The sequence below is a fragment of the Paenibacillus sp. J31P316 genome (assembly GCF_056269105.1).
In genome coordinates this window covers 118,377-142,852 of sequence record NZ_JBWDNI010000003.1, presented here as the reverse complement: position 1 = coordinate 142,852, position 24,476 = coordinate 118,377, and the positions used below count along the sequence as shown (strand labels likewise).

Genomic DNA, 24,476 nt, shown 5'->3' with positions numbered 1-24,476 from the left:
TTCTCGCTGCCCAAGCGCGCCTAATCTTGCGCGTTTATTGCGATTAGCCTTGCTCCGATGCTTTGAACGCATCCAGTTGTTTTTGGATTTCGACTTTGACTTTGTCGAAGCCCGCGGATTTCAGTTTATCGCGGAGCGCTTGAACCGCCTTCTCCGGATCCCCGGCTTTGCCGTACAGGATAGCCGGCATTTGTTCGCCGACGACTTGGGAGATGGCCGTCATTTCCGGATCGACGCTCGTTTTGTCGAAAACGAATTTGCCGTACGGGAACGGTTTCTTGATTTGGTCGTATTTCTCGTAGATCGTGCCGATGCCGCTCCAGTCGGTATCCGCAGGAATTTCGTTCTTGTCGACGCGGCCGCCCCAGAAGTCGGTGTAGAAACCGTCTTTGGCTTCGTCGTAAGCAGCAGGACGCGTACGCACGCCGTCTTTGATTTCGTATTGCACGCCTTCGAGGCCGTAGTTGATGAGCTGGTACAGCTCTTTGTCCTGGCGAATCAGGTCATAAACCATGAGCGCGCGTTCTGGATGCTTGCTGTGTGCTCCGATCGACGTGCCGCCGTGCGAAATCGGCATGGAGATCAGATTGCCGCGCGTATCGGAGTAGGAGAACATTTGAAGCTCGGAGCCCGGTTGTTGTTTATCCATATCGACGCGAAGGCCTTTGAACGTTTGCGTATGATGCGCATCTGCGCCCGTTTGGCCGGCCTTCAGCTCCGTGCGCGTGTCGCCCTTGTAGTTCAGGACGTCTTCGCGCCAGTAGCCTTTGTCTGCCCATTCCTTCATCAGCTTGGCGAAATCGACGAACTTGTCGTTGAAGATCGGGCTGTCGACCGTATAGCGCTCGTCGTAAGATTTCGCCGTAAAGACGCCTGCATAGCCGGTGCCGATCGGCAGATCGATATTATCGGTATACGCTGCCGTGAAGCCCGCGTAGAGCGTGCCGTTCGTACCGTTCGTATCCCAAGGAACGACGTCTTTCTTATTGTCCTTAACGCCTTGGAAGTACTTGCCGAGCGTTTCGAAATCCGTGATCGGCTGCGTGATGCCGAATTCTTTCGCCCAGTCGCCGCGATAGTAGATGCCGTGGTTGACCCATTGCGTGTAGTGGTCTTCCGGAATCAGCACGATATCATCCTTGAATTTGCTTTGGTCCCAGTCCTCCTGCGGAATTTCCGCAAACGTCTGCGGCGCGTATTTCTCCAGCATATCGTTAAGCGGCAGGAACGCTCCGCGCTGCGCATTGCCCCATGTATCCAGCCAGTCGGTGCCGATCGTGATCAAATCAAGCGGTTCGCCGGATGCGAGCAGCAGGTTGTATTTCGTCTGCCAGTCCGCCCACTCCACCCATTTGAACTGAAGCTCGGCATTGACCTTCTCCTTCAGAATGGCATTCACCTTCTCCATGACTTTCTCGAGCTGTCCGTTCTTCGGCTTATCGCCGAGCACGACGTAACTGATCGTCTCGAATTTGCTCGTGTCGATGCCGCCGGCATCGCCTTTATTGCCAGCCGCGGCGCCGTTGTTGCCTTTGTTGCCGCTATTACCGGCATCGCTCGATCCGTTAGCCGATCCTCCGTTGTCGTTGTTGTTGCCACATGCCGCCAAGCTGCCGGCAAGCGCGAGCGTCAGCGCAATTCCTGTGAGCTTCTTTACATGTCCCATTCTTTTTAGCCTCCCCAATGATTGGAATATCGCTTTCTTGCACCGCCCGTTAACGGCTGACGTTCCGGAGCGGATATGGATAAGGGCCGTGCCAAGACTGGCGCTTCCCTGCGGCCATCGCTGCGCATGCTTACCCTTTTACTGCTCCTACGGTAATCCCTTGTATGAAGTAACGCTGCACGAACGGATAGAACAGAATAACCGGTCCCGTCGCCACGATGGCCGTGGCCATTTTCATCGATTCCAACGGCACGTCGCGAAGCGGAACGTTGGAGGACGCGGACGAATTCTTGATAAAATCCGCGCTTGTAATGACGCCGTATAGAAACAGCTGGAGAGGCCGGTATTTCATATCCGCTGACAGGAACAGCATTGCGTTATACCATTCGTTCCAATAGCCGAGTGCGATGAACAGGCCGATCGTGGCCAGCGCAGGGGTCGCCATCGGAAGAATGAGCCGCACGAAGATCGTGAAGTCGCCCGCGCCGTCGATCTTGGCCGATTCCGTGATCGCATGCGGGATGGACTTCGTGAAGCTTTTCATCATAATGATGAGGAACGGACTCATGAGACCCGGCAGCAACACGGCCAAATAATTATCGCCCAAGCCCAGATATTGCTTGACGAGCAGGTAAAACGGAACCAATCCGCCGGAAAACAGCGTCGTGAAATAGATGAAGAACGATATTCCGTTGCGCTGTTGGAAGTCAGGCCGTTGCAGCGCGTATCCCGTCATCGCGACCAAGAACAGGCCGACCGCCGTGCCGACGACGGTAATGCCGATCGTGACCACGTAAGAACCTACGATCAGACCCGGATTCTCGAATACGATTTTGTAGGAGAAGGTAGAGAATACCCGCGGCCATAGATTGAAGCCGTGCTTGACGATCTCGCTCTCCTTCGTGAAGGACGTGCCTAGCACGAGCAAGAACGGAATCAGGCAGCAGAATGAGAACAGACCGATGAAAGCGTAACCAAAACCTCTGACGAACAGTGATGTCGCGTCGTTTCGTATGCTTTTGCGAACAACTTCACCTTGCATGGGGCTTCCTCCCTCCTAGAACAATGAGTTATCCGGCGATGCCTTCTTCACGAGCCAGTTGGCCGTAATGACGACGATGAAGCCGAATACGGACTGGTACAGACTGACGGCGCTGCCCATGGAAAAGTTGAAATTGTTGAACATCGAGCGGAAGACATACGTTTCGATAATGTCCGTCGTCGAGTACAGCACGGTGTTGTTCGCTCCGACCAAGTTGTAGATCAGGCCGAAATTGCCGCGAAGCACGCCGCCGAGCGAGAAGAGCAGCAGAATGATGAACGTCGGCTTCAGCCATGGCAGCACGATATAACGGATACGCTGCAGCGCGTTGGCCCCGTCGATCTCGGACGCTTCGACGACCTCGGAATCGAGCCCCATGATCGCGGCGAAGTAGACGATCGAGCCGTACCCGGTGGATTGCCAGAGGAACGTAATGATGATGATGAACGGCCACACGTGCGGATTCGAATACGTTTTGACCGGATCCATGCCCAGCGATCCGAGGATCCCGTTCAAGAGGCCGTAATCGTAGCTGAGGATGTTGTAGGCGATCAGGCCGACGATGACGAACGAGATGAAGAAGGGCAGAAACATGACCGTTTGGGCCACCTTCTTGAACCATTTCTTGCGCAGCTCGTTCAATAGAATGGCCACGAAGATTTGCAGGCAGTTGCCGAGGATGATAAAGGCGAGATTGTACGCGATCGTATTGAATGTCAGCCGCCACAGATCCCCCGTCATCACGAGGAATCGGAAGTTATCCCACCCGACGAACGCGCTTTTGAAAATCCCGTCCGTGTAGTTGTATCGAATGAATGCCAGGTACAGGCCCGGCATGGGCAGATAAGCGAAAATCGCGAAAAACAGTATGGCTGGCGCGCACATAAGCATCAGCGTCCGATTATTCCAAAACCGCTTCCAGCCGGCTCTTTCCGCCTTCGGGCGGGGGGTGGCTGCCGCCACCCTTGCCTGCGTCATCGATTTCATGATGTTACCCCTCCCTTGTATTACGCTTCATTTGCTCGTCGACGGGAATGAAGATCAATCTGTCCAGCCGGGAAGCCTCTCCGGCTTCCACCGCTTCCAGAAGAATCGTTAATTCGTTGCCGCCTTCCCGCATCCAAGCGCCCGGCAAGTAGAACGAACGCTGATCGCCGCCGCTCAGAACCGGCCTCGATGCACCGCCTTCCAGCCACAGCCGTCCGACGATGGTACCATTGCATGCTGCCGTCAATTTGATCCCGCTGCCCTCTGCTTGAACTCGCCAGCCGCCCGGTATGTCGCGCGCTTCGTTCGGCAATGTACCGTAGAGCCATGCGACGCTTCCAGGTTCCAAGCTGATCGGCAGTTCGGATTCCCCAGCCTCCGGCTTGTGCTGCTGCGCATTCGCCAGCAGTCCGTCTTCGTCGCAAGCCGACAGCTGCCAATCCCGCGCGCCGTTTCCTTCATAGAGCGTGACTTCGCCCGCCGGCAAGCCCAGCACCCTTTGGAGAAAGACGGTGATCTGCGCCTCTTCGCCCGGCCGCACATGGGCGGAAATATCGACGAACGGATCGAATGGATGCACATCGCCTGCATACGCGCCGTTCACGTACACCTGAGCCAGCGCTTGAATGCCTTTGAAATGAAGCGTGAACGAATCCGCCGTCCCGCTGGCGGTGAACCGTCTGCGGTAATATTCGTAAGCCGGATGATCCGGAGAGAGCCAGCCGCCGAAGCTGACGGATGCCCAGTCGCCGTTGTCGCATTCGCTATCCAACAGCCTGGCATCGACGACGCCGGAATGGACCCGCAGCACATGCCAATTGGAGGTCAATCGCTGCCTGCTCGTTACGGCCGTAATCCCTCGGAGCCCTTTCATGCTGTTCAGCCGAAGGGCCGGTAGACGCGGATCGTCGAAATTGGTATGCCCCCACATTTCGATCCGCGCGGTGAGTTCGCTGCCGCTGCCGATGCCGGCGCTTGGCAAATATCGGCTGCCCCCGCCAGGCGTGCATGTTCCGATGTAAGCGGAATCGGCGTACAGCGAGAGCGCATCGCTGCCCTGATGAACGAGGAGCCCTTGGACATTCGCGTCTGCCGGCGCGCCGTTGACCGACTTATACCAGGCGAAGCCGCGATAGATGCCGTTCTCCTCCAGAAATTCCGCCTTGTTCATCCGAATCGCGGGCTCCGCGGACATCGTCTCGGCCGGATTTAGGTGTGCCGCAGTCCAGTCGACGTTCAGCTCGCGCGGCTGCGTATCGTATTCGATGCCCGGCTCGAACGCGAGTCTGCCGTCCTCCTCGATCCCCTTCAGCAGCAGCGCGTCTTCGCGGGCTAATCCGACCACGGTCAGTTGTCGGCCATCTGCCAGCTCGATTCGGCATGTAGCCATTCGGCCCGATTCGGCTTGGAAGGCCAGTACAAGCTCGCCAGACTCGGCTTGCTGTCGTACCGTCATGCCTTCCGATGCGGCGAACGATGCCGCCTGCCCCAGCGCCAGCGCGATTTCGCCTGCCGTCTCTGCGTGAAATACCATCACGTTCTGGCTGGCGGTTTGCCGTACATCCGACAGCTCGGCAGTCGCGTAGAGAAGGGTTCCTTCCAGCCCCCAGCCGTTCAGCGGTACGCCTATCGGAAGGATGATGCATTGTTTGGGAACACTCTGCAGCTGCGATGCTTGCGGGATGACTCTTTCTTCGTTCTCGCGAAGCTTCAGGTGAACCGACTCTGCCGCCTCGCCTACATTCGCGAGGAAGAGCAGGCTGCCTCCACCCGGAAGCTGCAGCTGGCGCTCCAGCAAGGTGCCGCCTTCCTGTTGTCCGCCTTCGATGCTTGCGGCATTGGAAGCCGGCTCGGATTTCGCTTCCGCCAGCGCGCCGCCGTAAGCGGTAATCACTCGGCGCATCAGCCGGCCTTCGTACGCTTCCTTGCGCACATGGCCTTCCGGCGAGATCATGCCGTGGAAATCGTAGTCCGACGTCATGAATGCAAGCGGATCGCCCCAGTTGTTCGTGCCGTTCGTAAAGCCGAAATTCGTGCCTGAGACTTGCAGGTACGGACCGATCAGCTTGGCGCCGCAAGAGAGCAGGCGCCGAAGCAGGAAGTGCGAACGGTTCGTCTCCGTCACCATCAGCGGGATATTCATGCCGGTCAGCCGCTGTTCGTAGGAAGCTGCTTTCGCCTCGAATGCAGGGTCGCGGTCATTCGGGTAGAAGTTGCAAGTCGGCACGACGCCGTCCACCAACCCGGATGCTTCATACAGTCCGCCTTGGCCGGCGCATGCGATGAGCGGCACTTCGATTCCGCCGCCGAGCGCCATGTCGCGAAGACCTGCGATGTATGCTGCCGGATCGGGGCAGTCGTAGAAGTCGAGCTCGTTCTCGAGCTGCACGCAGATGACGGTGCCCCCGCGGCTCAGCTCATACTTGGCGAGCATCGGAATGATGCGGTCATACCACTTCTTGACGGCGCCCATGTAAGCTGGGTCCGCACTGCGAATCACCATGTCCTGCTTAGCGAATAAGTAAGCGGGAAGCCCGCCTCCGTCCCATTCGGAGCAGATATAAGGACCGGGTCTCGCAACGACCCAGAGGCCGGCTTCCTTCGCCAGCTGCAGAAACGCCTCGGCGTCGCGTTCGCCGGTGAAATCCCAGCTTCCTTCCTCGCGTTCGTGGTAGTTCCAAGGAAAATAAACGTCGATGGCGTTGTAACCGAAGGCTTTGACCTGCTCGATACGTTCGCGCCATTGGGCACGGGGGATGCGGAAGTAGAAGAGAGAAGCGCAGAGAATGATTTCGGCCTGCCCGTCGATTCGAAGCGATGAAGCGCTCAGCTGCAGCGATGCGTCGCTTTTCGTTTCCATGTTCATGAGTGGCATCCTCCAAACGGTGATTTGTAAGCGGATTCATGAAACCCGTTTCATAAACTGCAAAAATAAAATACACGACTGCATGCGGGATGATTAGACGAGGTTCGTGAACTTCTCCATTCCGGTAATGAGCGTGTATTTCACTGTGCAGCAGCTTGTGGGCATACTGGATATGTGATTATGTAGCGCTATGAATGAAACCCATTTCATAACAGTTTAAAAATGTAACCCCGCCATCAGGGTTGCCTTGATTTGAAGTTTACTCGGAAAATGATAGCGCTGTCAATATGGATTTTTAGAAAATTTTTTCAGCCTGTTTTCTCTCCCGGCGGCGACGTGCTTTCCCGAATGATCAGCTCCGGCTGCAGCGTCGTCAGCAGCTGCACGTCATCGGATTTGGAGATCAGGCCATGCAGAACGCGGGCTGCCGTCCGCCCAAGCTCTAGACAGCGCAGCGACATTGTCGTTAATTCGGGAATGACGCTTGCGCCAAGCGGAACGCCGTCGACGCCGGTAATGGACACGTCGCGCGGGACCTGAAGCCCGGCATTGACCGAGGCCTTGATCGCTCCGATTCCGACCAGGTCATTCGCGCAGACGACAGCCGTCGGCCGAATATCCATATCCAGCAGACGTCCCATCATGTTTTTGCCCCGCTGGACGGAGAAACCGCCGTGGTCGATCCATTCTTCGCGAACGGACAAGCCCGCCCGTTCCATGGCCATGCGGAATCCTTCGAGGCGCTGCACGGTGTTGGACATCTGCGGGTAGCCGCCGATAAACGCGATATCGCGATGCCCGAGCCCGATCAAATGCTCGGTCACCATTCTTCCGCCGGCTTCCTCGTCGATCACGACCCGGTGAAAATCGTCGCCGGGCATGTTCCCGTTGATGAGCACGAGCGGAACGCGTTTGTTGATCTCCATGACTTCCTTGGCCATTTCCTTGCTGCAATGAAGCAGGTCGATCCGGCCTCCTAGCAGGATGATGCCGTCCACTTGCTTCTCGATCAGGATGTTCAAGTATTGCGTTTCGCGCTTGTACTGCTCTTTTTTGTCCAAATTGGACGATCCCGTGTCGCAGAGAAAGAACGTATACCCCTGCTTGCGTGCCTCCTGCTCCAGGCCGGCGAGCACTTCAGGGAAGAATGGATTGGTGATATCGGGCAAAATGATCCCGATCATACCCGTCACTTTCTTGATCAGGCTGCGCGCCAGGGCATTCGGTTGAAATTGATACTTGTTGATCAGGCTCTGGATGCGTTCGCGAGTGGATGCTTTGACCGGGGCTGTGTTGTTCAGAACGCGGGAGACCGTAGCGACAGAAACTTTCGCTTCTTTGGCGATGTCGTACACAGTAACCGATTTCATCATGAGCTTCTCCCTCTAGGCTTCATTTGGCATCGCAACTGCCCTGGTGGACAGTTTTTCATAAGCATAGCAGAGAGTTTTCGCTATTGTAAATGACTGTTCTGGCCAATGACAAAAAGGCCGTGCCGGGAGCATTCCGCTCCATTCGACACAGCCTGTCCCGCGACTACGACACTAATCTACAAAATCCGCACGGCACTGCAGCTTCGGAACGCCGCTTCTGCCTCGCCGCCGCGCGATAAATCCGGTCCTCCGTCCGAGGACTCGTTGCCGATGTCGGCCGCGACAATGATGCCTCCCTGCGCGATCGCTTCCCTGCACTTATCGACATCGCCGCTCGGTATGCCGAGGTCTGAGAGCGCGCTGTTCGTGCTGGTGTCGTCGTCCAAGAAAGCCGTGGCCGCGATGAAGGACGTGCCCGGGAAGGCCATTCCGCTCGTAAAACCGCCCGACATCCCAAGTCCAGGCGTGACTGCGACGGGCGCGAGGATACGGGGATCGCCCAAACCATGCTCGTCGTATGCGGCGCGTGTTTCCTGCAAATCTTCCAGCTCGTCCGCGTGGACGTCCGTCTCCGACTCGATCCGGCGGGATTCGTCCCGGTTCTTCGCTATCACCTTCAGCTCCGTAGGGGTGAAGCCGGCGCTTTCCAAAGCTTGGACAGCCTGAATCGCATCGTTCTGCGTATCGAATATCGCGATTTTATAGCTCATCTTCTTCGCCTCCAATTATGATCGGATATGGATGGTATACCCTGTTTAGCGAGGATTCAATCGGATCGATGCGAATCTGCGGGAGCTTGTGTGGGTAGACGGAGAAGGTTACGTATAGTGTAAAAAGGTGATATGGCGGCAGGCTGTAAAAAGCTCAGTCAGAGGATCTTTCAGCATTGCTGGGCTCCTAAAGCGTATGTACGATATCGTTGTTCCACTTGCCGCAAACAGCAGTTGGCGTTCGACTAATCGATGCAGAATCCGCCTGGCGTACTGGTCGGAGGTTCTCAAATGAACGGCCAGCTCGGAAGGCGAAAACGGCCGAAACAGACGCCTGGCGTAGCGGATCGACTCGGCTTCCAACGGACTCGGTTGCATCTGTACATCCGTTGCAATAATTCCAATCATCCAATGCCAAGGAACGATTTCGCCAGCACAAATCTTTAAATCGACACACATCCAGATCGCGCGCATGAGGTCCATAACCTTGAATTTCGAAACCAGCCTTAACACCGCCTCCAGGCATATAAGCCAAGTCCACATAACGATAGCCGTTGGTGCAATCGCGCACCTTTCCTCGCATTAAAGCTTCCGCACGTAAGAAAGCCGCTTCGACAAGTCCAGGCAACGAACCCGGTGTGACTAGTCAAAACGGCGTGTGCTTCACGACCTATGTTATAGTGATTTAATAACGAACTATCATGCAGCCGCAAGCATCGCATAGCATGATATGTGACATATTGAACAGTCGAAGGAATCGGTCGAAGGAATCGATAGTTATTCGTCGCCTTATGGGGATATTGAGCTAAACACCATGCATCCAGGGCTGCCCCGGCTGCCCAAAACGCCTGTCGCTCCGTCCGAACCACGGTGCCGCCACGACGCATTTGGAACTTCCACCCATTTGCCCATTCCATGTTTCACATGCTTCAAGCGGGGGTAATTCTTCACATAACAAGATGACACTAAGTATACAGGAGCGTCGTTGCGATGAAGCAAAATGATAAATTATTCGTACGTACAGAGAACCAAGCAGGAAAATGCATCGTGTATATCGGGGGCGAGCTGGATCTGGAATCCGCCGTGCAGATGAGAGCGGTCATGTCTCCGCTCATCGAATTAACCGATCGTGAGCTCGTGCTGAATTTGCGCGAACTGCGTTACGTGGACAGCACCGGCATCGGTATTTTGGTCTCCGTGCTGAAAGCGCGCCATGCCAAGGAGGCGCCTTTCTCCGTTGAAGCCGTACCGCCGCACATTCGCAAGCTGTTCGACATGACGGGCATTACGCCGTTTCTTCTTAAACAAGCCTAATTCGCCGTTCGGGGCGAGCAGAAGAAAGGATAGAGATGAATGATGAACTTAACGGAGGACGTTATAACGCTGCAGGTGCCTGCGTCTGCGGAATATATTGATTTGGTGCGGCTTACCCTCTACGGGCTGTCCGTAAAAATGGGCTTCTCTTATGAAGAAATCGAAGATATGAAGGTTGCCGTCTCGGAAGCCTGCAACAACGCGGTGCTCTACGCCTACGGCGATCTGAACACGGGCGAGGCCGCTCAAGCGCCGACGCCTCCGCCGCGGATCGAGGTTCGCTTCGTGAAGAGAGACGATGCGCTCTCCATCGTCGTGAAGGATGACGGACGAAGCTTCGATGCGGCCGTTGCTGCCCGCAAGGCGGCTCCGGTCAACGGAAAGTCGATCGACGAGCTGCAAGCCGGCGGTCTCGGACTTTATCTGATGCAAGCATTGATGGACGACGTCGAGGTAAACAGCGACATGGGGACGGAAGTGGTCTTGACGAAGCGTCTGGTAAAAAGCGGTGAAATGTGATGAGCACGCAGCCGGCCAAGCAACCACCCATTACCGGCGCCGACCTCATTATCGCTTATCAGGACAGTCCCGACAATGAGATCGCAGAACAGCTGATTAAGCATTATGAGCCTATGGTTCGTATGGCTGCCGGTAAAATTTCGCGTAATCGACCCGATTTGTATGAGGATCTCATGCAGGTCGGCCAAATCGCCCTGCTCCGTCTGTTCAGTCAATTCGACAGTTCCTTGGGCGTTCAATTCGAGCCTTATGCCATGAAGAGCATCATCGGGCATATGAAAAACTATTTGCGCGACAAGTCCTGGTACGTTCAGGTCCCGCGCCGGATTAAAGAAAAAGGCATCGCGGTGCAGCAAGCCATCGACGAATTGACCGTCAGGCTTGAGCGATCGCCGAGGGTCGAGGAAATCGCCGCTCAGATGGCGCTTTCCGTCGAGGAAACGACCGAGATCCTCGCCGGCCGCGATCTGTACCACTATGTGTCGCTAGACACGCCGATTTCCGAAGAGGACAATGCCACGTCCCTCGGCGATCTGCTGGGCTCTCCCGGCGATGATTTCGACGACGTCGACCGGCGGCTGGATTTGCAGGCGGCGATGTCGCAGCTCAAGCCGCAGGAGCAGCAGGTGCTGCTGCTGGCCTACTCGGAGGGGTTGCCGCAGCGCCATATCGCCGACCAGCTTGGGATTTCCCAGATGAGCATTTCGCGTATTCAGCGGCGAGCCATTGATAAGCTGAAGGTGCTGCTCAGCGAGCAAGAGGAAGTCTAAATCCTGAGAGGCACGCCGACCCGGTTATAACGACCGGCTTCGCGCGTGCTTTTTTTGATTCGCGGAGCAAGCATACGAGGAATTTGGAACAATTTCCCGCTCGCGAGTTGTACTATCTGCCAAATTCGCGTTATGATGGTACTAACGACTTTCGCGTACGTACGGACAAGCAGGAGGCTTCCAATACATGATGCATCGGTTGCTGCAATTTCCTTCGGAATGGGAATGGCATATGCTGCACGCCAAACGACCGGATGTCTCCGGTTTAAGCCGCAGCCGGAAAGCCGCCCGCAATGCCGCGGCGAATCCGAACGAGGACGACGTCAGCTTTCCAGCCGCGGCCAAGCTTGATGTCAAGCAGACCCCTCCTGAATTTGCCGCCTGGCTTCAGGAAGTGGAGGGCTGCGCGCACAATCAGATCATCGTTTCCGAGCTTCCAGGCGGTCACTCGATTTTGCAGGGAACACTGATGTTCCAAGTATCGGATGACGAGAACGACGTCCACCCGCTTCATTTTCGGGTCACGAAGGACAAGCTCGTCACGTATCAAAGCGATCTGCGCCTCTCTCTGCGGCTTCAGCTCGATCCGTGGCAGGATAAGCTGAACCGCTGCCATTCGGCGCCGGAGGCATTGTTCGTTATCCTGAGCAGCATCTTGGAGACGTTCCATACCGGCCTGGATCGATTCGAGACCCGGTTAGGCGAGCTCGAGCTGAACATGAGCCGTCATAACAAGACGGGACTGATGAACGAGATCTTCAAGCGGCGCTACGAGCTGCTTCACTGGAGCCATCTGTTTATTCCGATCAAGGAGATCCAAGGCGCGGCCAAGGAAGCGTTCATGGACGAGCTGTCGGACCTGGAGGAATTCAAGCGGATGGAGCTGCGGCTGGATCGGGTCCAAGGCCTGCTCAGCCATTATGCGATGGAAATCGACACGCTGCTCATGATGGACGACGCCATCTCGAACTTCCGGGGCAACGATATCATGAAGACGTTGACGATCTTCACCGCCCTGTTCATGCCGGCAACCGTCATCGGCGCCGTATGGGGAATGAATTTCAACCGTATCCCGTGGGCCGGCGAACGCTGGGGCTTCGCGACGGTCAGCTCCATCATCGTCGTCACGACGCTGCTTATTTACTGGTGGCTATGGCATAAAGGCTGGACGGGCGACTTGCTGAACGGCCGCTCCAAAGGCGATATCGTCAGCACGTCGCGGGTGAAGTCGGCCGAATCGGAACGGTCCGATACGAGCTCCGCCGACACGCCGGCACTTCCGAGCCGCCGAGCGTCCTATCGCACGCCATCCACCGTATCCATGGTGCAGAAGAGAAATCCGTCCGAAGGTACAGCAGCGGCCGAGTCCGGCGATGCTCCGCTTCCCTCGCGCTCCAGCCGCAATCATATCCCAACCGAATAAGAAAGGGAGCTCTCCGTAGGTGCCGGTTCAGACCGCCCAGAGATGCTCCCTTTTGTATTTATTTGATATCCACCACGACGATGCAGCGGTCATCGGACGCTAAGTCCTCCCGCTGTTCGCCGCTGAACAGCGCATCCTCGAGCGACTTGACCGGCGTCTTGCTGCAGAACGGCCGAAGCAGCTCCGCCAAGCTCGCTTCCCTGTCCGCCTCGTAATCGCTGCCGACCAAATCGTACATGCCGTCCGTAAACAGCATGATGCGGTCCCCGGGTGATATCTCGATCACATGCTTCTCCAGCGTCATCTCGCTGAACAAACCGATCGCCACCCCGCCCACCTTGAAATTCTCGACATGACCGTCGCTTCGAACGAGCAGTCCCGGCGGATGTCCCGCGTTGACGTATTCCAGCACGCCTTTGTTCAAATCAACGACCATGTACAAGCCCGTGAAATAATACTGGATAAGCTGGTCCGCAAATTGAAGCTGATGCGAGCGCCGGTTCAGCTCCTTGACGACGCGCTTGGGCTCCACCTGCTTCGTCATCGCCTCCTTCAGCACGGAAGCGATGAACATGCTGGCGAGCGACGAGCTGATCCCGTGCCCCATGGCATCGATAACGGCGATTCCGTATCGGTTATCGTCAATCCGGTGCCAAGCGTACAAATCGCCGGACAGCTCCTCCGACGGCCGGTAGATGGCGTCGATCGCCATGCCCTCGTCGTCAACCGGCTGCGGAAGCGCCGCATACTGAACCTCTCGGGCCAGCTGCAGCTCCTCTCTTACCCGCCGGTCGCGCTCCTTGTGCCAGTCCTTCTGTTCCTTCAGGCGCAGCGCGACCCGAATGCGCGCAAGCAGCTCGATCCGATTGATCGGCTTCGTCACGTAGTCGATCGCGCCGGCATCCAGCGCCTCCGCCAGCTTCTTGGAGTCGCCGATCGCCGTCACCATGATGATCGGGATGTCCCTCAGCCGAGGCGACTCTTGAATGCGCGCGCATACCGTAATTCCGTCTACGCCGGGCATCATCATGTCGAGCAGAATCAAATCGACCCCGTGGTCGTCGCCTCCCGGCATGCCCTCGGGCTCGTGACCGCTTGCGTCCAAGCCAAGCTGAGCGAACAGCTCCATGCCGCTTGCGGCCGTCAGCATATCCGCATAACCCGCGCGCTTCAAAATCTCTTTCACGACGGTTATGTTCATCGGATTATCGTCGACGACGGCAATGCGCATATGCCATCTCTTACCCGCTCCGTCCAATGCCGTTAATTTATTCATGCCAGCTGGTTCTCCTATTTTCCATGATTTTCAGCCTTACCGTCTTTCCGCCGCTCATCGCAAGACTACTTCTCCTTAGTTACCCGGATTCCTCTCCGTTGAATCGCGGTTCGGCCTATTGAAGGGGCAGATGCCTAAAGCACAGTGGCCCAGCGGCTCATACAATGGGTGTATGAGAGGGGGAACAGCCATGAACAACGGCAGCGCGATGGACCTGCGAACAGCGATCTTCCTGGCGGCCGTCTGCAGTCAAACCTACGTGCAGTACGATAACGGCGGATTGTTCCTGATACCGGAAACTTACCGGCTGGTCGGACCGTTCAGCGCCGCCTCCTATGCCGGCGACCAAGAGCTGTTCGGCTTCGTGCTGGAGTCCGAGCGCGGCATTATTCTCGCTTTCCGCGGCACCAGCTCGCCGACGGACTGGATAACCGATATGATTGCACAGCAGACGACTTTCAAGCCGGTCGGCAAAAGCTGCCTCACGCACCGCGGCTTCACCGATGTCTATATGTCGGCGCGCGACGCGATCTTCCGACTGCTCGACCAGGCGTCTGCGGATAAGCCGCTGTTCGTGACCGGCCACAGCCTTGGAGGCGCGCTCGCCACGCTCGCTTCGCTCGATATCGCGATCAATCGCAAGCCGGCCAACCTCATCACCTATACCTTCGGCGCGCCCCGCGTCGGCGATCCGTCCTTCGTCCGCAGCTACAACGCGGCCGTGCCCATCAACTTCCGCGTGCAGAACGAATACGATGTCGTGCCTCATCTGCCGCCGCTCGTCTATAACTCGCCCAAGACGGACAAAAGCTATTATTACCTCCACGTCAAAGAAGAAGTGAAGCGGAGCTTCCGAAATGGATCCGTAGGCAGCAATCACGTGATCAGCAGCTATTTCGCCGACTTGGCCAAGGACGCGCCCGGCTTTACGGCTGCGATCTGCTCGGGACCGCCGGGATGGTGCCCGCTCCGATAAGCACGGCCCGCCTTCGCCTTCAGGCGGGGAAACCGGCGAGCCCAGCCGATTCAGCTGCACGCGGATTACAGGCGGCAAGCCGTTTCGGCCTGGCATTGCTCCTAGCAGCTATGGGAGACGCAGCAGCGCGTCGATCCGATTGCGCTCCGCTTTGGGCAGTCCGCCGAAGACCAGGGCATAGGAATGATCGATCATGTCGTAGATCTCCTCCAGCGGCAGCGTGCCGTCGACCGTAACGGTATTCCAATGCTTCTTGTTCAGGTGATAGCCCGGCCTCACCGCTTCATGCTGCTCGCGCAGATTTTCGGCGATGCCAGGATCGCATTTGAGCGATACCTCGTTGTCCGCGATAAGCGCGAACATCTTGCCGCCGACTTTCATGACGAGCGGCTCCGGCCCGAACGGATAATCCTTCTCTGCGCATTTCAAGGACAAGCAGTGGTCGATAATGGGTTTCATCGCTGCTTCCAGCCTCCTCCTACACCCTCGTATAGTTGGCGAAGGCGGCAGCTTGTCCATAATACGCGCCGTCTTCGTCAATCAAGTTCCATACGACCGCTTCTTCGATACGGAACCTGCGGCCGCTCGCGGCAACTCGAATGCCGCTGTAGTCGTCAATATAGCCTTTCGCCGCTACCGCTTCGAGGAAACGCTGCCGTTCCGCTTGTATGAGCGGTTCAGCCGTATGCCTCGACTCCATGGACGTAAATGCAGGCCAATCCATCTCCCACAGCCCAAGCGCGGTCCGGTTGCCATAATTGAGCACGGGCGACTGCTCCGTGCCATGGGATAACACGGCGATCGGCGCTTCGAACAGCTGCTCCGCTGCCGGCTTGTCCGCATTGGTCTCCAGCAGCGGCTTCCCGAGCAGTCTCCGGTAGCTGCTAAGCAGAATGGCCGCGTGACGTTCTTCCGTTCCTATTCCAGTTAAGTGCCGTAATTGCATCATTCGTTCTCCTCCGATCATTAAAAAAACCGAAGGCGAATAACCACCTTCAGTTTCGAAAATGAAGAAAGGCTCCGTTTCCGGCATCCTTGCCTTCTATTTGTGTGGGAAGAAGCTTCATCGCCGATGAACGGCGGCGGCGCTTCTTCTTGTCCGTCGTTTGCGTTACACGCCCATTTTCTTGCGCTGGTTGTTGACCTTCTTCGTATTCTGGCTCTTCATCGCTTGTTGGTTGCCGCCTGGACCGAATTTTTGCTTGCCGCCGTTCGCCTGTTCAAGCTTCTTCTGCGCGAGCTTCTGCTTGACGGCATCGGCTAGGGATACCTTCTTCGGCTGTTCCAGCTCTTGCTCCTGCGATTCCGGCGTCGTTTGGTTTTCTGACATTGAGATCACCTCGCCCTGTTTGTACTACTCGTATTGTAGCGCTTTTTCGCCAGGCTTTCCAGTAGCCATGCGCGCATTCGCGCAAGTTCTTTCCACCGGTTGCCGGTTCCTTACGACTCGCTTGTTCCTTCCTTATGACTCGGCGCAAACGCCATCGTCTAGCAGTGCTTATTCCCGCAGCGCCTCGTTCAGCTTCGTGGACCTGAGCTCCCGCGGTTCCCCGCGCAGCAAACCGCGCAGCCGGACGAGCTCCCGCTGCAGACGCAGCTTGTCGCCGCGCAGCTCCTCGATCTCCGCGAGCGCGGCCGCCAGCTGCTCCGCAAGCGTCGGATTCGGCTCGTTCATCGCCGACCACTCCTTTCCTTATACCCGCTTCGTTCCATGTTTGTATCATACCACTAGCCGATGCGGCAGTGAAAGGACGCGTGACCGCCTTCCCTCTGCCAGACCTCCGTTACCCAAACCTCGGTTGCCCAGTCGTTCTTGCGGGTAATAATAAAAGCGTCCGGCAGCATAGAGGCGCCGGTGCGGCGTCCCCGTACAGCCGGACGATAGACGTTCGTTATTTCACGCTCACGGGCACGGTTTGCGTCGTGACGAGTGTGTTCTTGCCGTCGTATGCCTTGACGACAACATCGATCTTCTTGCCTTTGTAGGGCGCGAAGTCGATCTGCGCCGTCCACGGCAGCGAAGTCGTCGTCGCGACCGTCTTCCCGCCGATCTGATACACGACCTTGGATAGCGTCGGCGACCATGTCTTCACGTGAGCGGAGACACGCTGCACGGAAGCGGATACCGGCGAAGCGGCGCTGGCCGGCTTGTAGGCGATCGGCGATTCGTCACCGACATTGCTCAGATAGAATGGATTAACGATCGCTTGCTTGTAAGCGGCAAGCAGCTTCGCGTTCGCGGACAGCATGTAATATTTGATCCGCGCGGAGGCGTCATGGTTGCTGTCGAACCAGAAGACGGCTTTCACCTTCGGATAGAGCATCGGCAGGGTGGCGTAAAATTCTTTCATTTTGTACACGGCCCAGTCCGTCTTGTCCTGCTTCTTCTCCGGATACATGTAAGCGACGCCGCCTTCGGAGATGAACACCGGCTTGCGCGCGGCATACAGCTTGTAAATGTTGTCGAACTTCTCGAGATGGCTGGAGCGGTCCTCGCCCTGCTGCAGCGGATCGAGCGTCGGATTGAAGATGGAATACAAGCTCACGCCTACCCAATCCACCGCGTCGTCGCCGGGATAATACGATTGAATCGTGTTCTCCGGCAGGCGGTCCGGCGCCCAGACCATGGCCGCGTTGGTCGGCGCTTCCTGATGGATCACCTTCGCGACGATCCTGAATTTATCGATGTAGTTCTTCGGATTCGCTTCATGCCAAGGCACCCAGTCGCCGTTCATTTCGTTGGCGAAACGGACGAACGTCTTCACGCCCGAAGCTTCGATGTCGCGGGCGAGCTGGCGCAAGTATTCGTTGTCCTGAACCTCGCCGAGTCCCTTCAGCGGCTGGATGCCGAGCTCGATCGCCGTGCCTGCCTCGCGCGCATGATCGATGTGGCTCTGAATGCTGGACAACGGCTTCCCGTAAGTGAAATATTCCAAATACGCGGCATGCTTCTTCTCCGTCAGCACCGGGAACTGTTCCGTGTAGAACGGCTTCGCGGTGCTCGGGTTATGAACGGCGGGATCCTGCTCCGCGTACGCGCCGAGCAGCGCGCCGTTCTTGGGTTCGAATTTGGCGCCATGCGCGTAGCTGCTGCCGACGGCCGAGGCCGTCGTCTCCACGAACAGGCTGGCATGGCTCCGGAGCATGTCCGCGCGGCGCTTCGCCGCGATGCTGATCTGGGTTTGTCCGGCCAAGCCGGAATATTTGGCTTCCATATCCCAGCCGGCGACGGCATCGTCGTATTTCTTCAGCTTCGCGTAATCGTCGCCGATCCGGCGATACATGCCCGCCGCGTTGCCGTATTCCTTCTTGGCCGCGAATTCGGGTGCGATCTGCTTATACTTGGCGATTGCTTCCGCATATTTGCCTTGCTTCTCGAGCATCTGCGCCTGTTTGTAAATGCCCCATACGTCCATGGCTTGCACGTCATGCGTAGACGCTGTCGTCCATGCGATGACCGTCGCGGCCAGCAGCAGCATGAGCTTCACGCCAAACTTCATCGTTCTTCGTTTCGTCTTCATTTCGTCCTTGAACCCCTATCTATGATGAATTCCAATAGATTCCATATTACACCAGTTATCAAGGAAGATGAAAGACATTTTTTGACACTTTTCGACTTAAAAAGACTGCAAACTGAGATTTGGAAGCTGCGGCGCGTTGTACAAGTGCAACAATTCTATCTATAATATTCGTATAAATAGGTACACGAAAGCTGCACGGAGCTGAAACATCGTACCCGCTCAAGATGACGGGAATTATTGCGTCAGCATACCATCGCTACAGCAAGGCCGAGCAGCAAATGAGGAGGCAAGAAACGCTTGAAAAAATCTGTCGTCATACCGGTCGTCGTTCTCGGCATCGCGCTCGGTGCCGCCGCCATTATATGGACTCAAACCACGTACATTCAAGATACGTTCGGCAATTCGGCAGCTTCGAATTCCGGCAGCAGTCACACCGTCACAGGCGTTAAGGCAACTTCGCCCGGGACAAGCAATAACGCTTCGTCCCAGACGAACTCGGGCAGCAACGCTTCGTCCGGTACGAATTCCGGCAGCAACGCAGCGGATGGCACGGCCACGGCCGGAGCGCAAACGGAATTCCAGCAATTCATGCACGACAGCGCCGCATCGCGCACGACCATCCAGAAGAACGGCATCTCTTATGTCACGAATGCAACCAGTCCGCTCGTGCTCGTCAACAAGAAGCGCGAATTGGATCCCGATTATGTTCCTGACGATCTAATCAAAGCGCCGGTTGAGTTCTCCTTCTCCGGCGACAGCCCGAAGCAGGAGATGCGCAAGGTCGCCGCGGAAGCGCTCGGCAAGTTGTTCGAAGGCGCCGATAAAGACGGCATCGAGCTGAAAGCCGTATCCGGTTATCGCTCCTACCCGTCGCAAAAGTCGATCTTCAACGCCTACGCGAAAGCGCACGGCGAGGAAGAAGCGAACACGTTCAGCGCGCATCCCGGCCAAAGCGAGCATCAGACAGGCCTGGCCATGGACGTCTCCAGCGCGAGCGTACAATACGGACTCGAAGAGAGCTACGGCCAAACCAAGGAAGGTAAGTGGCTGGAAGCCCACGCTGCCGATTACGGCTTCATCATCCGGTACGAGAAGGGCAAGGAGACCGAGACCGGCTACATGTACGAGCCGTGGCATGTCCGCTATGTCGGCGTCTTCGTCGCCAAGGACATTAAGAAGCTCGGCCTGACGCTGGAAGCTTATTTGGCCCGTTTCTAGTCTTATCACCATGGGGCTCTCCCTAAAAACCAAAAACAACTGCTTGCCGCAATAAGAGGAGGCTGCCCCGATGCCATACGGCACTGGGGCAGCCTCCTTTCTTGTTACACGCTCTCGTTACGCGTTTCTCATCGAATGATCCTCTTATTCCGCCTTGCTGGTCTCGATCCAGTGGACGCGGCTCGACTGCAGGCCGGTCAGTACCGACTCTGCCGACGAATATTCCGATTGCAGCTTACTGACGATGGTTCTGACTTGAAGGAGCGCATCCAGCGTCTGGTCCTGGGCGCTGTTGATCCGTTTCTGAACGACCCAATCCGTAATCAGGCCGTCAAACCAATAATCGCCGAATTTCAGCATGCTGCTGATATCGACATGAATATCGACGTTCCTCTCCAGGTCAGCCAGCTCGTCGCGGAAGGTTCGCATCATATGGTTCACGCTGCTGATGGACCGTTTGGCATCGTCCACATGCTCGTGCTTCATATGGGTGCTGATCATGCCTCCGCCGCCCCACAGGTCCCAATTGCCCCAGTTCTCCGCTTTCTCCAAGCTGTTCGAGGCATCCTCCAGCGAGAGCAGCACGCTCCGGCCGGCCGACAAGGCTTCGCGGATCTCCTTGGCCAGAAGCGACTTGTCGGCGATCGCCGTATCCATCGCGGCCAGCTCGTTCGCGTAGGCCGACGAATGCCGCAGCAGCTCTTCTTTCTCCCGCAGCAGCCGCTCGTAATCCCGGTCTGCGCCGCCGCAGGCCGTAAGCTCGTCGCCAAGGCTGATGACCTCGGCCTTCATCCGCTCCTCCGCGTCCTTCGCTTCCTGGAGCTGGAGCGCGGCTGCAAGCGCCTGCTGCCGTTCCAGATCCAACTGCTCATCCTTGCTTCGCAGCAGCGTATGGAACAAATTCGCCAGCGACATCCGGGTTAATTTGTCCACGTCCTCCTGCTCGGACCGCAGCTTCAGCTCCAGCTCGAAGATACGCCGTTCGTTCTCGCGAATCCGGCTGCGCAGCTGTTCCTGTCGGCGCTGTGCCCGTTCCATTCTATGCTTGCGCTCCTTCGCTTCCGCCAAGCGGTCTAATCCGGTATCCGCCACTACGATCGCCATCCTTCCAAGGGTTGTAACCTGGTTATACGCAAGCCGCGCATCAAGGATGCGGTTGTCAGCAAAAAAAGACCATTTTCCCGGCATTATCCGGGTACAATGGTCCTTTTGCAATGCAAGCCGCAGCTTGTCGCGCGCTATGCTCAGTCTTCCAGCTTACGGAACAGATCTCTGAACACGCCGTCCCGATGAACATAATCGACGATGCGGATGAAGTGGCGCGTATTGTCGATGCTGAAGCGAAAGTCCTCCGAGAGCAGCGGACTGTGGATGAGCGTGCTCGGCGTCCATTCCGGATTGATCAGGTAAGCGATCGTCGAGATATCCCAGATCACGCGGGAATAGCCGAAATGGTCCTTGCTGCAGTCTCTGAACGTCTCGTACAAATAGTGGCCGATGGAACCCTTATCCTTCACGAACTTCTCCACCTCCGCCAGCGTCGTGTGCAGATGCGAAGTCACGCCCATGCATGGTATGAGGACGAGCGGCACGCCGCTGTTCAAAATGACGCGGGAAGCATGAAGATCCTGATGCAGGTTGAACTCGCTCGTATCCCGCCAATGCAGGGCATGTCCGCCCAGCCATACGACCACGATCCGCTCGATGATGCTCGGTTCCATCAGAATCGCGGACGCGACGTTCGTAATGGCGCCGATCGCCACGACGTAGAGCGGATCGTCCTCGGACGAGGCCATCGCCCGTTCCACGAGATCCCGCGCGGCCGCGCTCTCCACCGGCGTTTCTGCTCCTGGCAGGTAGCTGTCCGAGCCGCGGTGGATCGGAATTCCGGCCATCTCCGGAAGATGGCCGGCGATTTTGAGCAGCTCGTTATAGCTCTTCTCCATGCCGTCCTTCGGACCGGACGACAAGTCGTTATAGAACGGCGCGGCATAGAACGCTTCGACCGTTACGCTCTCCGGCGATTTCATGGCATAGACGACGGCGAATTGGTCGTCGATTTCGTTGAAGGTGTCCGTGTCCAGCACCATGCGGACGCTGCGCTTCGGATGCGCAAGACGCTGCAGCATTTGTTGATCCGAAAGGACCGGGAATTGTACCATATTCATTCTCATCCTCCCAAAGGGTTGAAGCTGATTGGTAAGCTTGTGTCTGTGCTGGTTTAAGCTTGTCTCGAGGCACAAAATCTTTTATGATTTGGTTATCTCGCAAGCAGACAACGACTTGATTCATGCTCATTTTACACTTGATGCTAGTTGGTTTGTATTATCATATGGCTGAAAGTTTGCATGATTTGGCTATGATCCCAGAGAGGAGACGTGAGCGGATGCAGGCGCAGATGGATTTTCTGTTTCAATCCGTTCGGCCGGCCAATTCTTATATGCCGATGCATGCGCATACCTGCTACGAGCTGGTCTACTACGGTTCGGGAAGCGGTACGACGCATATTCTGGACGCTCGGCACGCCTACAAACCGGGCACTTATGCGATCCTGGCTGCAGGCACCCTGCACGACGAGCGTCGGCAGACGGATACGGATGTCGTGTGCGTCGGTTTTCGTTTGACAGGCTCGGAGATGCAGCTCCGGGAAGGGTTGTATGAGGAAGAATCGGACAGGCCTCTTCAGCAGCTGCTCCATGGCATGCTGGCCGAAATGCAGGAGCAACGGCCGTACTATCCCGAAAAATTAAATTACCTGCTCAGCATGATCGTAATCGAGCATCAGCGGAAGGCACACGTAAGCGCATTCAAAGAATCGACCGATCATTTGCATTATGTGCGGGCGTATATCGACGAGAATTACAATCAGAAGATTACCGTGGAGGAATTAGCGGAGATGGTGGGGTACAGCTATCATCATTTCAGGCATTTGTTCAAGAAGAAATTCGGACGGTCGCCGATCGCTTACCTGCTGACTAAACGCATTCAGCGCGCAAGCCATCTGCTGCTTCACAGCACGCTCACCGTTACCGCCATCGCGGAGGAATGCGGCTTCTCGAGCGACGCGCAGTTCAGCACCTTGTTCAAGCGGGAGCAGGGCGAGCCGCCCCGCTTGTTCCGGCAGAAGCGCCATTAATCGAATACCGGCGGCCCGGCCTTCACCATAAACGGCTGTCCATTGGCGTAATAATGGGTTTCCCGGTATACCTTGAAGGCAACCTCGACCTCCGCAATGCCCGTAAGCAGCAGATGATTGGTGATGGCGTTCGCCACGCCGTCTTGAACGTCTCTCGGACGGTCGAACCAAGCTACCTCGACAAACGGAAAAGTCGGAACGATTGCTCCGTCCGAAATCGAAGTCGTGGCGATGCAATCGATGGTGAAATTATCTCTGCTGCAGCGGCAAATTTCCGCCAGTTCGTCGATGAGCGCTTTGCTGACTTTCATGACTTCCGTGATGTTGACGCCTCGCATCGTAAGTTGGGGCATACGGCTGAACACTCCTTCTTAATCGTACTCGCGATACTGTTCTTCCTCCGCGATCTGCTGCAGGTCTTGGCCGTTAATGACGATAATCGCATAATCCGGGACCGATTCGGCATGCCTTCGCGCAAGCTCCAGCAGAAACCGCGGCGATCCCTCCTGCTCTTCGTCGTAAATAAGCAGCAGTCCATCCGTGTTGTCCAGCAGAAACCGATCGCGCCCCTTGAACTGCCAAGGTCCTGCGTATTTCTGATGGGACACGCTGTTCACGTAATCCGCGCCGGCAAGGATGGTGCCGTAAACCGTCTTCTTCTGCTCGCTCCAATTCTCTTCCTGCTCCAGGAACGGCGTAATGACCGCCAAGCGCAACGAACCATATTCAGCTCTAAGCTCCAGCGCGACTTCTGCAGCCCACAGCTCAACACCCCATTGACCGCTCACGATAACCCATTCCAGTCCCTCTTCGACCATCGACCCAAGCCGCTGCTTGAGTGCTTTCTTGATAATGGACACGCCTGGATGCTTGTCGGAGAAAATGCCGAGCTCGGAAGCTTTGTATCCGGTAACCAGAACCTGTTTCATTGCCTCATGCTCCTTGTTTGCGCTTCTATATAAGCGTAGCACAAATAAATAGCGCCGGACAACCTTGCCCCGAAGGGCAGGCGTCCGGCGTCCGATTCCCGGCGCCACTCCGTGAAACATCGCGTCTACACGCGGAAACCCGGGAGTGCCCGGATAGCCGTCATCACCGCCTTTAGGATTCCATGCCCTTTGGGTAATGCTCCTTCGGCTCCCGAATGACGGATCCGCCGTCCAGGCGGACGTAGGTCGCGAAATCCCGCGCGTCCCGTTCCAGCTTGATGACGCGCGCCCCGCGCGGAAACCCTTCGCGGCCGTAGGTTTGGAACCCTGTCGCCCGGCCGTAGCACAGACGAATGTCGTGCAGGGCGCCCCAATAATCGTTCACGTGGTCATGTCCGCAGAACGTGCCGACGACGTCGCCCATCTCCAGCATGGCGGAGAACAGACCGGAATTGACCGGCGCGCAGGCGACGCCTTCGTGCTTGCTGCCGAAGCAGAGCTCTTTCTTCCAAACCTGCTTGTACTCGGGCAGCGGAATATGGAAGAAGGCCAGCGACGGCAGCGGAACCCCGCCGTTCGCAGCCGCGATGGCCGCCGACTGCGCGGTGTACCAGGCGATCTGGTCACGCTGAATCCATTGATAGCCGATGATGTGCGGCAGATCGGAATAGCTGCCGCTGTCGAACAGATAGAGCGCGTTCACCGGCTCGCCGCTCTCGGGATCGCGCACGAAAAGCACGGCATTGCCTT

24 protein-coding genes and 1 pseudogene are annotated in these 24,476 nt (G+C 56.8%); 7 read left to right on the top strand and 18 right to left on the bottom strand.

The window, feature by feature from the left end:
• Nucleotides 1-43: 43 nt before the first annotated feature.
• From AC0YNU_RS11825 to AC0YNU_RS11795, 7 genes and pseudogenes are all read right to left on the bottom strand, one after another.
• The gene (locus AC0YNU_RS11825; protein WP_475756520.1) at nucleotides 44-1,666 is read right to left on the bottom strand and encodes an ABC transporter substrate-binding protein; all 1,623 of its coding nucleotides are present in this window, start codon (nucleotides 1,664-1,666) and stop codon (nucleotides 44-46) included.
• 130 nt (nucleotides 1,667-1,796) lie between these two features.
• Nucleotides 1,797-2,708, bottom strand: a complete 912-nt coding sequence (locus AC0YNU_RS11820; protein WP_475756518.1) for a carbohydrate ABC transporter permease — start codon at nucleotides 2,706-2,708, stop codon at nucleotides 1,797-1,799.
• 15 nt (nucleotides 2,709-2,723) lie between these two features.
• Nucleotides 2,724-3,686, bottom strand: a complete 963-nt coding sequence (locus AC0YNU_RS11815; RefSeq protein WP_475757960.1) for an ABC transporter permease — start codon at nucleotides 3,684-3,686, stop codon at nucleotides 2,724-2,726.
• Nucleotides 3,687-3,699: 13 nt separating this feature from the next.
• The gene (locus AC0YNU_RS11810; protein WP_475756517.1) at nucleotides 3,700-6,561 is read right to left on the bottom strand and encodes a beta-galactosidase; all 2,862 of its coding nucleotides are present in this window, start codon (nucleotides 6,559-6,561) and stop codon (nucleotides 3,700-3,702) included.
• Nucleotides 6,562-6,869: 308 nt separating this feature from the next.
• A complete protein-coding gene (locus AC0YNU_RS11805; RefSeq protein ID WP_475756515.1) occupies nucleotides 6,870-7,931 on the bottom strand; it encodes a LacI family DNA-binding transcriptional regulator in 1,062 nt (353 codons plus the stop codon).
• A 179-nt stretch (nucleotides 7,932-8,110) separates the two neighbouring features.
• The gene (locus tag AC0YNU_RS11800; protein ID WP_475756513.1) at nucleotides 8,111-8,644 is read right to left on the bottom strand and encodes a general stress protein; all 534 of its coding nucleotides are present in this window, start codon (nucleotides 8,642-8,644) and stop codon (nucleotides 8,111-8,113) included.
• Between the two features lie 170 nt (nucleotides 8,645-8,814).
• Nucleotides 8,815-9,218 (bottom strand): annotated as a pseudogene (locus AC0YNU_RS11795) (transcriptional regulator); the annotation flags it as partial.
• A 416-nt stretch (nucleotides 9,219-9,634) separates the two neighbouring features.
• Here AC0YNU_RS11795 and AC0YNU_RS11790 point away from each other — a divergent pair.
• From AC0YNU_RS11790 to AC0YNU_RS11775, 4 genes are all read left to right on the top strand, one after another.
• Entirely contained in the window at nucleotides 9,635-9,958 is a 324-nt protein-coding gene (locus AC0YNU_RS11790; protein ID WP_475756511.1) for an STAS domain-containing protein, read from the top strand.
• A 42-nt stretch (nucleotides 9,959-10,000) separates the two neighbouring features.
• Nucleotides 10,001-10,477 (top strand): anti-sigma B factor RsbW, encoded by a 477-nt coding sequence (rsbW, locus tag AC0YNU_RS11785; protein ID WP_475757958.1) that lies wholly within the window; start codon nucleotides 10,001-10,003, stop codon nucleotides 10,475-10,477.
• Nucleotides 10,477-11,247, top strand: a complete 771-nt coding sequence (locus AC0YNU_RS11780) for a sigma-70 family RNA polymerase sigma factor (RefSeq protein ID WP_475756509.1) — start codon at nucleotides 10,477-10,479, stop codon at nucleotides 11,245-11,247. Before rsbW ends, AC0YNU_RS11780 begins: the two co-directional genes overlap by 1 nt.
• A gap of 187 nt (nucleotides 11,248-11,434) precedes the next feature.
• Nucleotides 11,435-12,670 carry a magnesium transporter CorA family protein gene (locus tag AC0YNU_RS11775; RefSeq protein ID WP_475756507.1) on the top strand — a complete coding sequence of 412 codons (1,236 nt, stop codon included), beginning with the start codon at nucleotides 11,435-11,437 and terminating at the stop codon, nucleotides 12,668-12,670.
• A gap of 58 nt (nucleotides 12,671-12,728) precedes the next feature.
• On the opposite strand, the gene AC0YNU_RS11770 is transcribed toward AC0YNU_RS11775, so the two are convergent.
• The gene (locus AC0YNU_RS11770; protein WP_475756505.1) at nucleotides 12,729-13,946 is read right to left on the bottom strand and encodes a PP2C family protein-serine/threonine phosphatase; all 1,218 of its coding nucleotides are present in this window, start codon (nucleotides 13,944-13,946) and stop codon (nucleotides 12,729-12,731) included.
• Nucleotides 13,947-14,136: 190 nt separating this feature from the next.
• Here AC0YNU_RS11770 and AC0YNU_RS11765 point away from each other — a divergent pair, with 190 nt between their 5' ends.
• On the top strand, nucleotides 14,137-14,922 hold the full coding sequence (locus tag AC0YNU_RS11765; RefSeq protein ID WP_475756502.1) for a lipase family protein: 786 nt from the start codon (nucleotides 14,137-14,139) through the stop codon (nucleotides 14,920-14,922).
• 108 nt (nucleotides 14,923-15,030) lie between these two features.
• On the opposite strand, the gene AC0YNU_RS11760 is transcribed toward AC0YNU_RS11765, so the two are convergent.
• The 5 genes from AC0YNU_RS11760 to AC0YNU_RS11740 form a co-directional block, all read right to left on the bottom strand.
• Nucleotides 15,031-15,381, bottom strand: coding sequence for an MmcQ/YjbR family DNA-binding protein (locus tag AC0YNU_RS11760; protein WP_475756500.1), 351 nt, complete (start codon nucleotides 15,379-15,381; stop codon nucleotides 15,031-15,033).
• A gap of 19 nt (nucleotides 15,382-15,400) precedes the next feature.
• Nucleotides 15,401-15,871, bottom strand: a complete 471-nt coding sequence (locus AC0YNU_RS11755) for an MEKHLA domain-containing protein (protein WP_475756498.1) — start codon at nucleotides 15,869-15,871, stop codon at nucleotides 15,401-15,403.
• 162 nt (nucleotides 15,872-16,033) lie between these two features.
• Nucleotides 16,034-16,252 carry a hypothetical protein gene (locus tag AC0YNU_RS11750; protein WP_475756496.1) on the bottom strand — a complete coding sequence of 73 codons (219 nt, stop codon included), beginning with the start codon at nucleotides 16,250-16,252 and terminating at the stop codon, nucleotides 16,034-16,036.
• 168 nt (nucleotides 16,253-16,420) lie between these two features.
• On the bottom strand, nucleotides 16,421-16,597 hold the full coding sequence (locus tag AC0YNU_RS11745; RefSeq protein WP_475756494.1) for a hypothetical protein: 177 nt from the start codon (nucleotides 16,595-16,597) through the stop codon (nucleotides 16,421-16,423).
• Nucleotides 16,598-16,814: 217 nt separating this feature from the next.
• Nucleotides 16,815-18,443: a glycoside hydrolase family 26 protein gene (locus tag AC0YNU_RS11740; RefSeq protein ID WP_475756492.1), complete on the bottom strand. Its 1,629-nt coding sequence runs from the start codon at nucleotides 18,441-18,443 to the stop codon at nucleotides 16,815-16,817.
• A gap of 297 nt (nucleotides 18,444-18,740) precedes the next feature.
• Here AC0YNU_RS11740 and AC0YNU_RS11735 point away from each other — a divergent pair, with 297 nt between their 5' ends.
• Nucleotides 18,741-19,661: a M15 family metallopeptidase gene (locus AC0YNU_RS11735; protein ID WP_475756490.1), complete on the top strand. Its 921-nt coding sequence runs from the start codon at nucleotides 18,741-18,743 to the stop codon at nucleotides 19,659-19,661.
• 144 nt (nucleotides 19,662-19,805) lie between these two features.
• Here AC0YNU_RS11735 and AC0YNU_RS11730 read toward each other — a convergent pair whose 3' ends face one another.
• The gene (locus AC0YNU_RS11730) at nucleotides 19,806-20,765 is read right to left on the bottom strand and encodes a hypothetical protein (protein ID WP_475756488.1); all 960 of its coding nucleotides are present in this window, start codon (nucleotides 20,763-20,765) and stop codon (nucleotides 19,806-19,808) included.
• 140 nt (nucleotides 20,766-20,905) lie between these two features.
• Entirely contained in the window at nucleotides 20,906-21,829 is a 924-nt protein-coding gene (locus tag AC0YNU_RS11725) for a nucleoside hydrolase (protein ID WP_475756486.1), read from the bottom strand.
• A 218-nt stretch (nucleotides 21,830-22,047) separates the two neighbouring features.
• On the opposite strand from AC0YNU_RS11725, the gene AC0YNU_RS11720 reads away from it, so the two are divergent.
• Entirely contained in the window at nucleotides 22,048-22,797 is a 750-nt protein-coding gene (locus AC0YNU_RS11720) for an AraC family transcriptional regulator (RefSeq protein ID WP_475756484.1), read from the top strand.
• Here AC0YNU_RS11720 and AC0YNU_RS11715 read toward each other — a convergent pair.
• The 3 genes from AC0YNU_RS11715 to AC0YNU_RS11705 form a co-directional block, all read right to left on the bottom strand.
• Nucleotides 22,794-23,150 (bottom strand): DUF1904 family protein, encoded by a 357-nt coding sequence (locus AC0YNU_RS11715; RefSeq protein ID WP_475756482.1) that lies wholly within the window; start codon nucleotides 23,148-23,150, stop codon nucleotides 22,794-22,796. The genes AC0YNU_RS11720 and AC0YNU_RS11715 overlap by 4 nt on opposite strands.
• A gap of 18 nt (nucleotides 23,151-23,168) precedes the next feature.
• Complete coding sequence (locus AC0YNU_RS11710; RefSeq protein ID WP_475756480.1) at nucleotides 23,169-23,726, bottom strand: SLOG family protein; 558 nt, start codon at nucleotides 23,724-23,726, stop codon at nucleotides 23,169-23,171.
• Between the two features lie 172 nt (nucleotides 23,727-23,898).
• Complete coding sequence (locus tag AC0YNU_RS11705) at nucleotides 23,899-24,465, bottom strand: metallophosphoesterase family protein (RefSeq protein WP_475756478.1); 567 nt, start codon at nucleotides 24,463-24,465, stop codon at nucleotides 23,899-23,901.
• Between the last annotated feature and the right edge of the window lie 11 nt (nucleotides 24,466-24,476).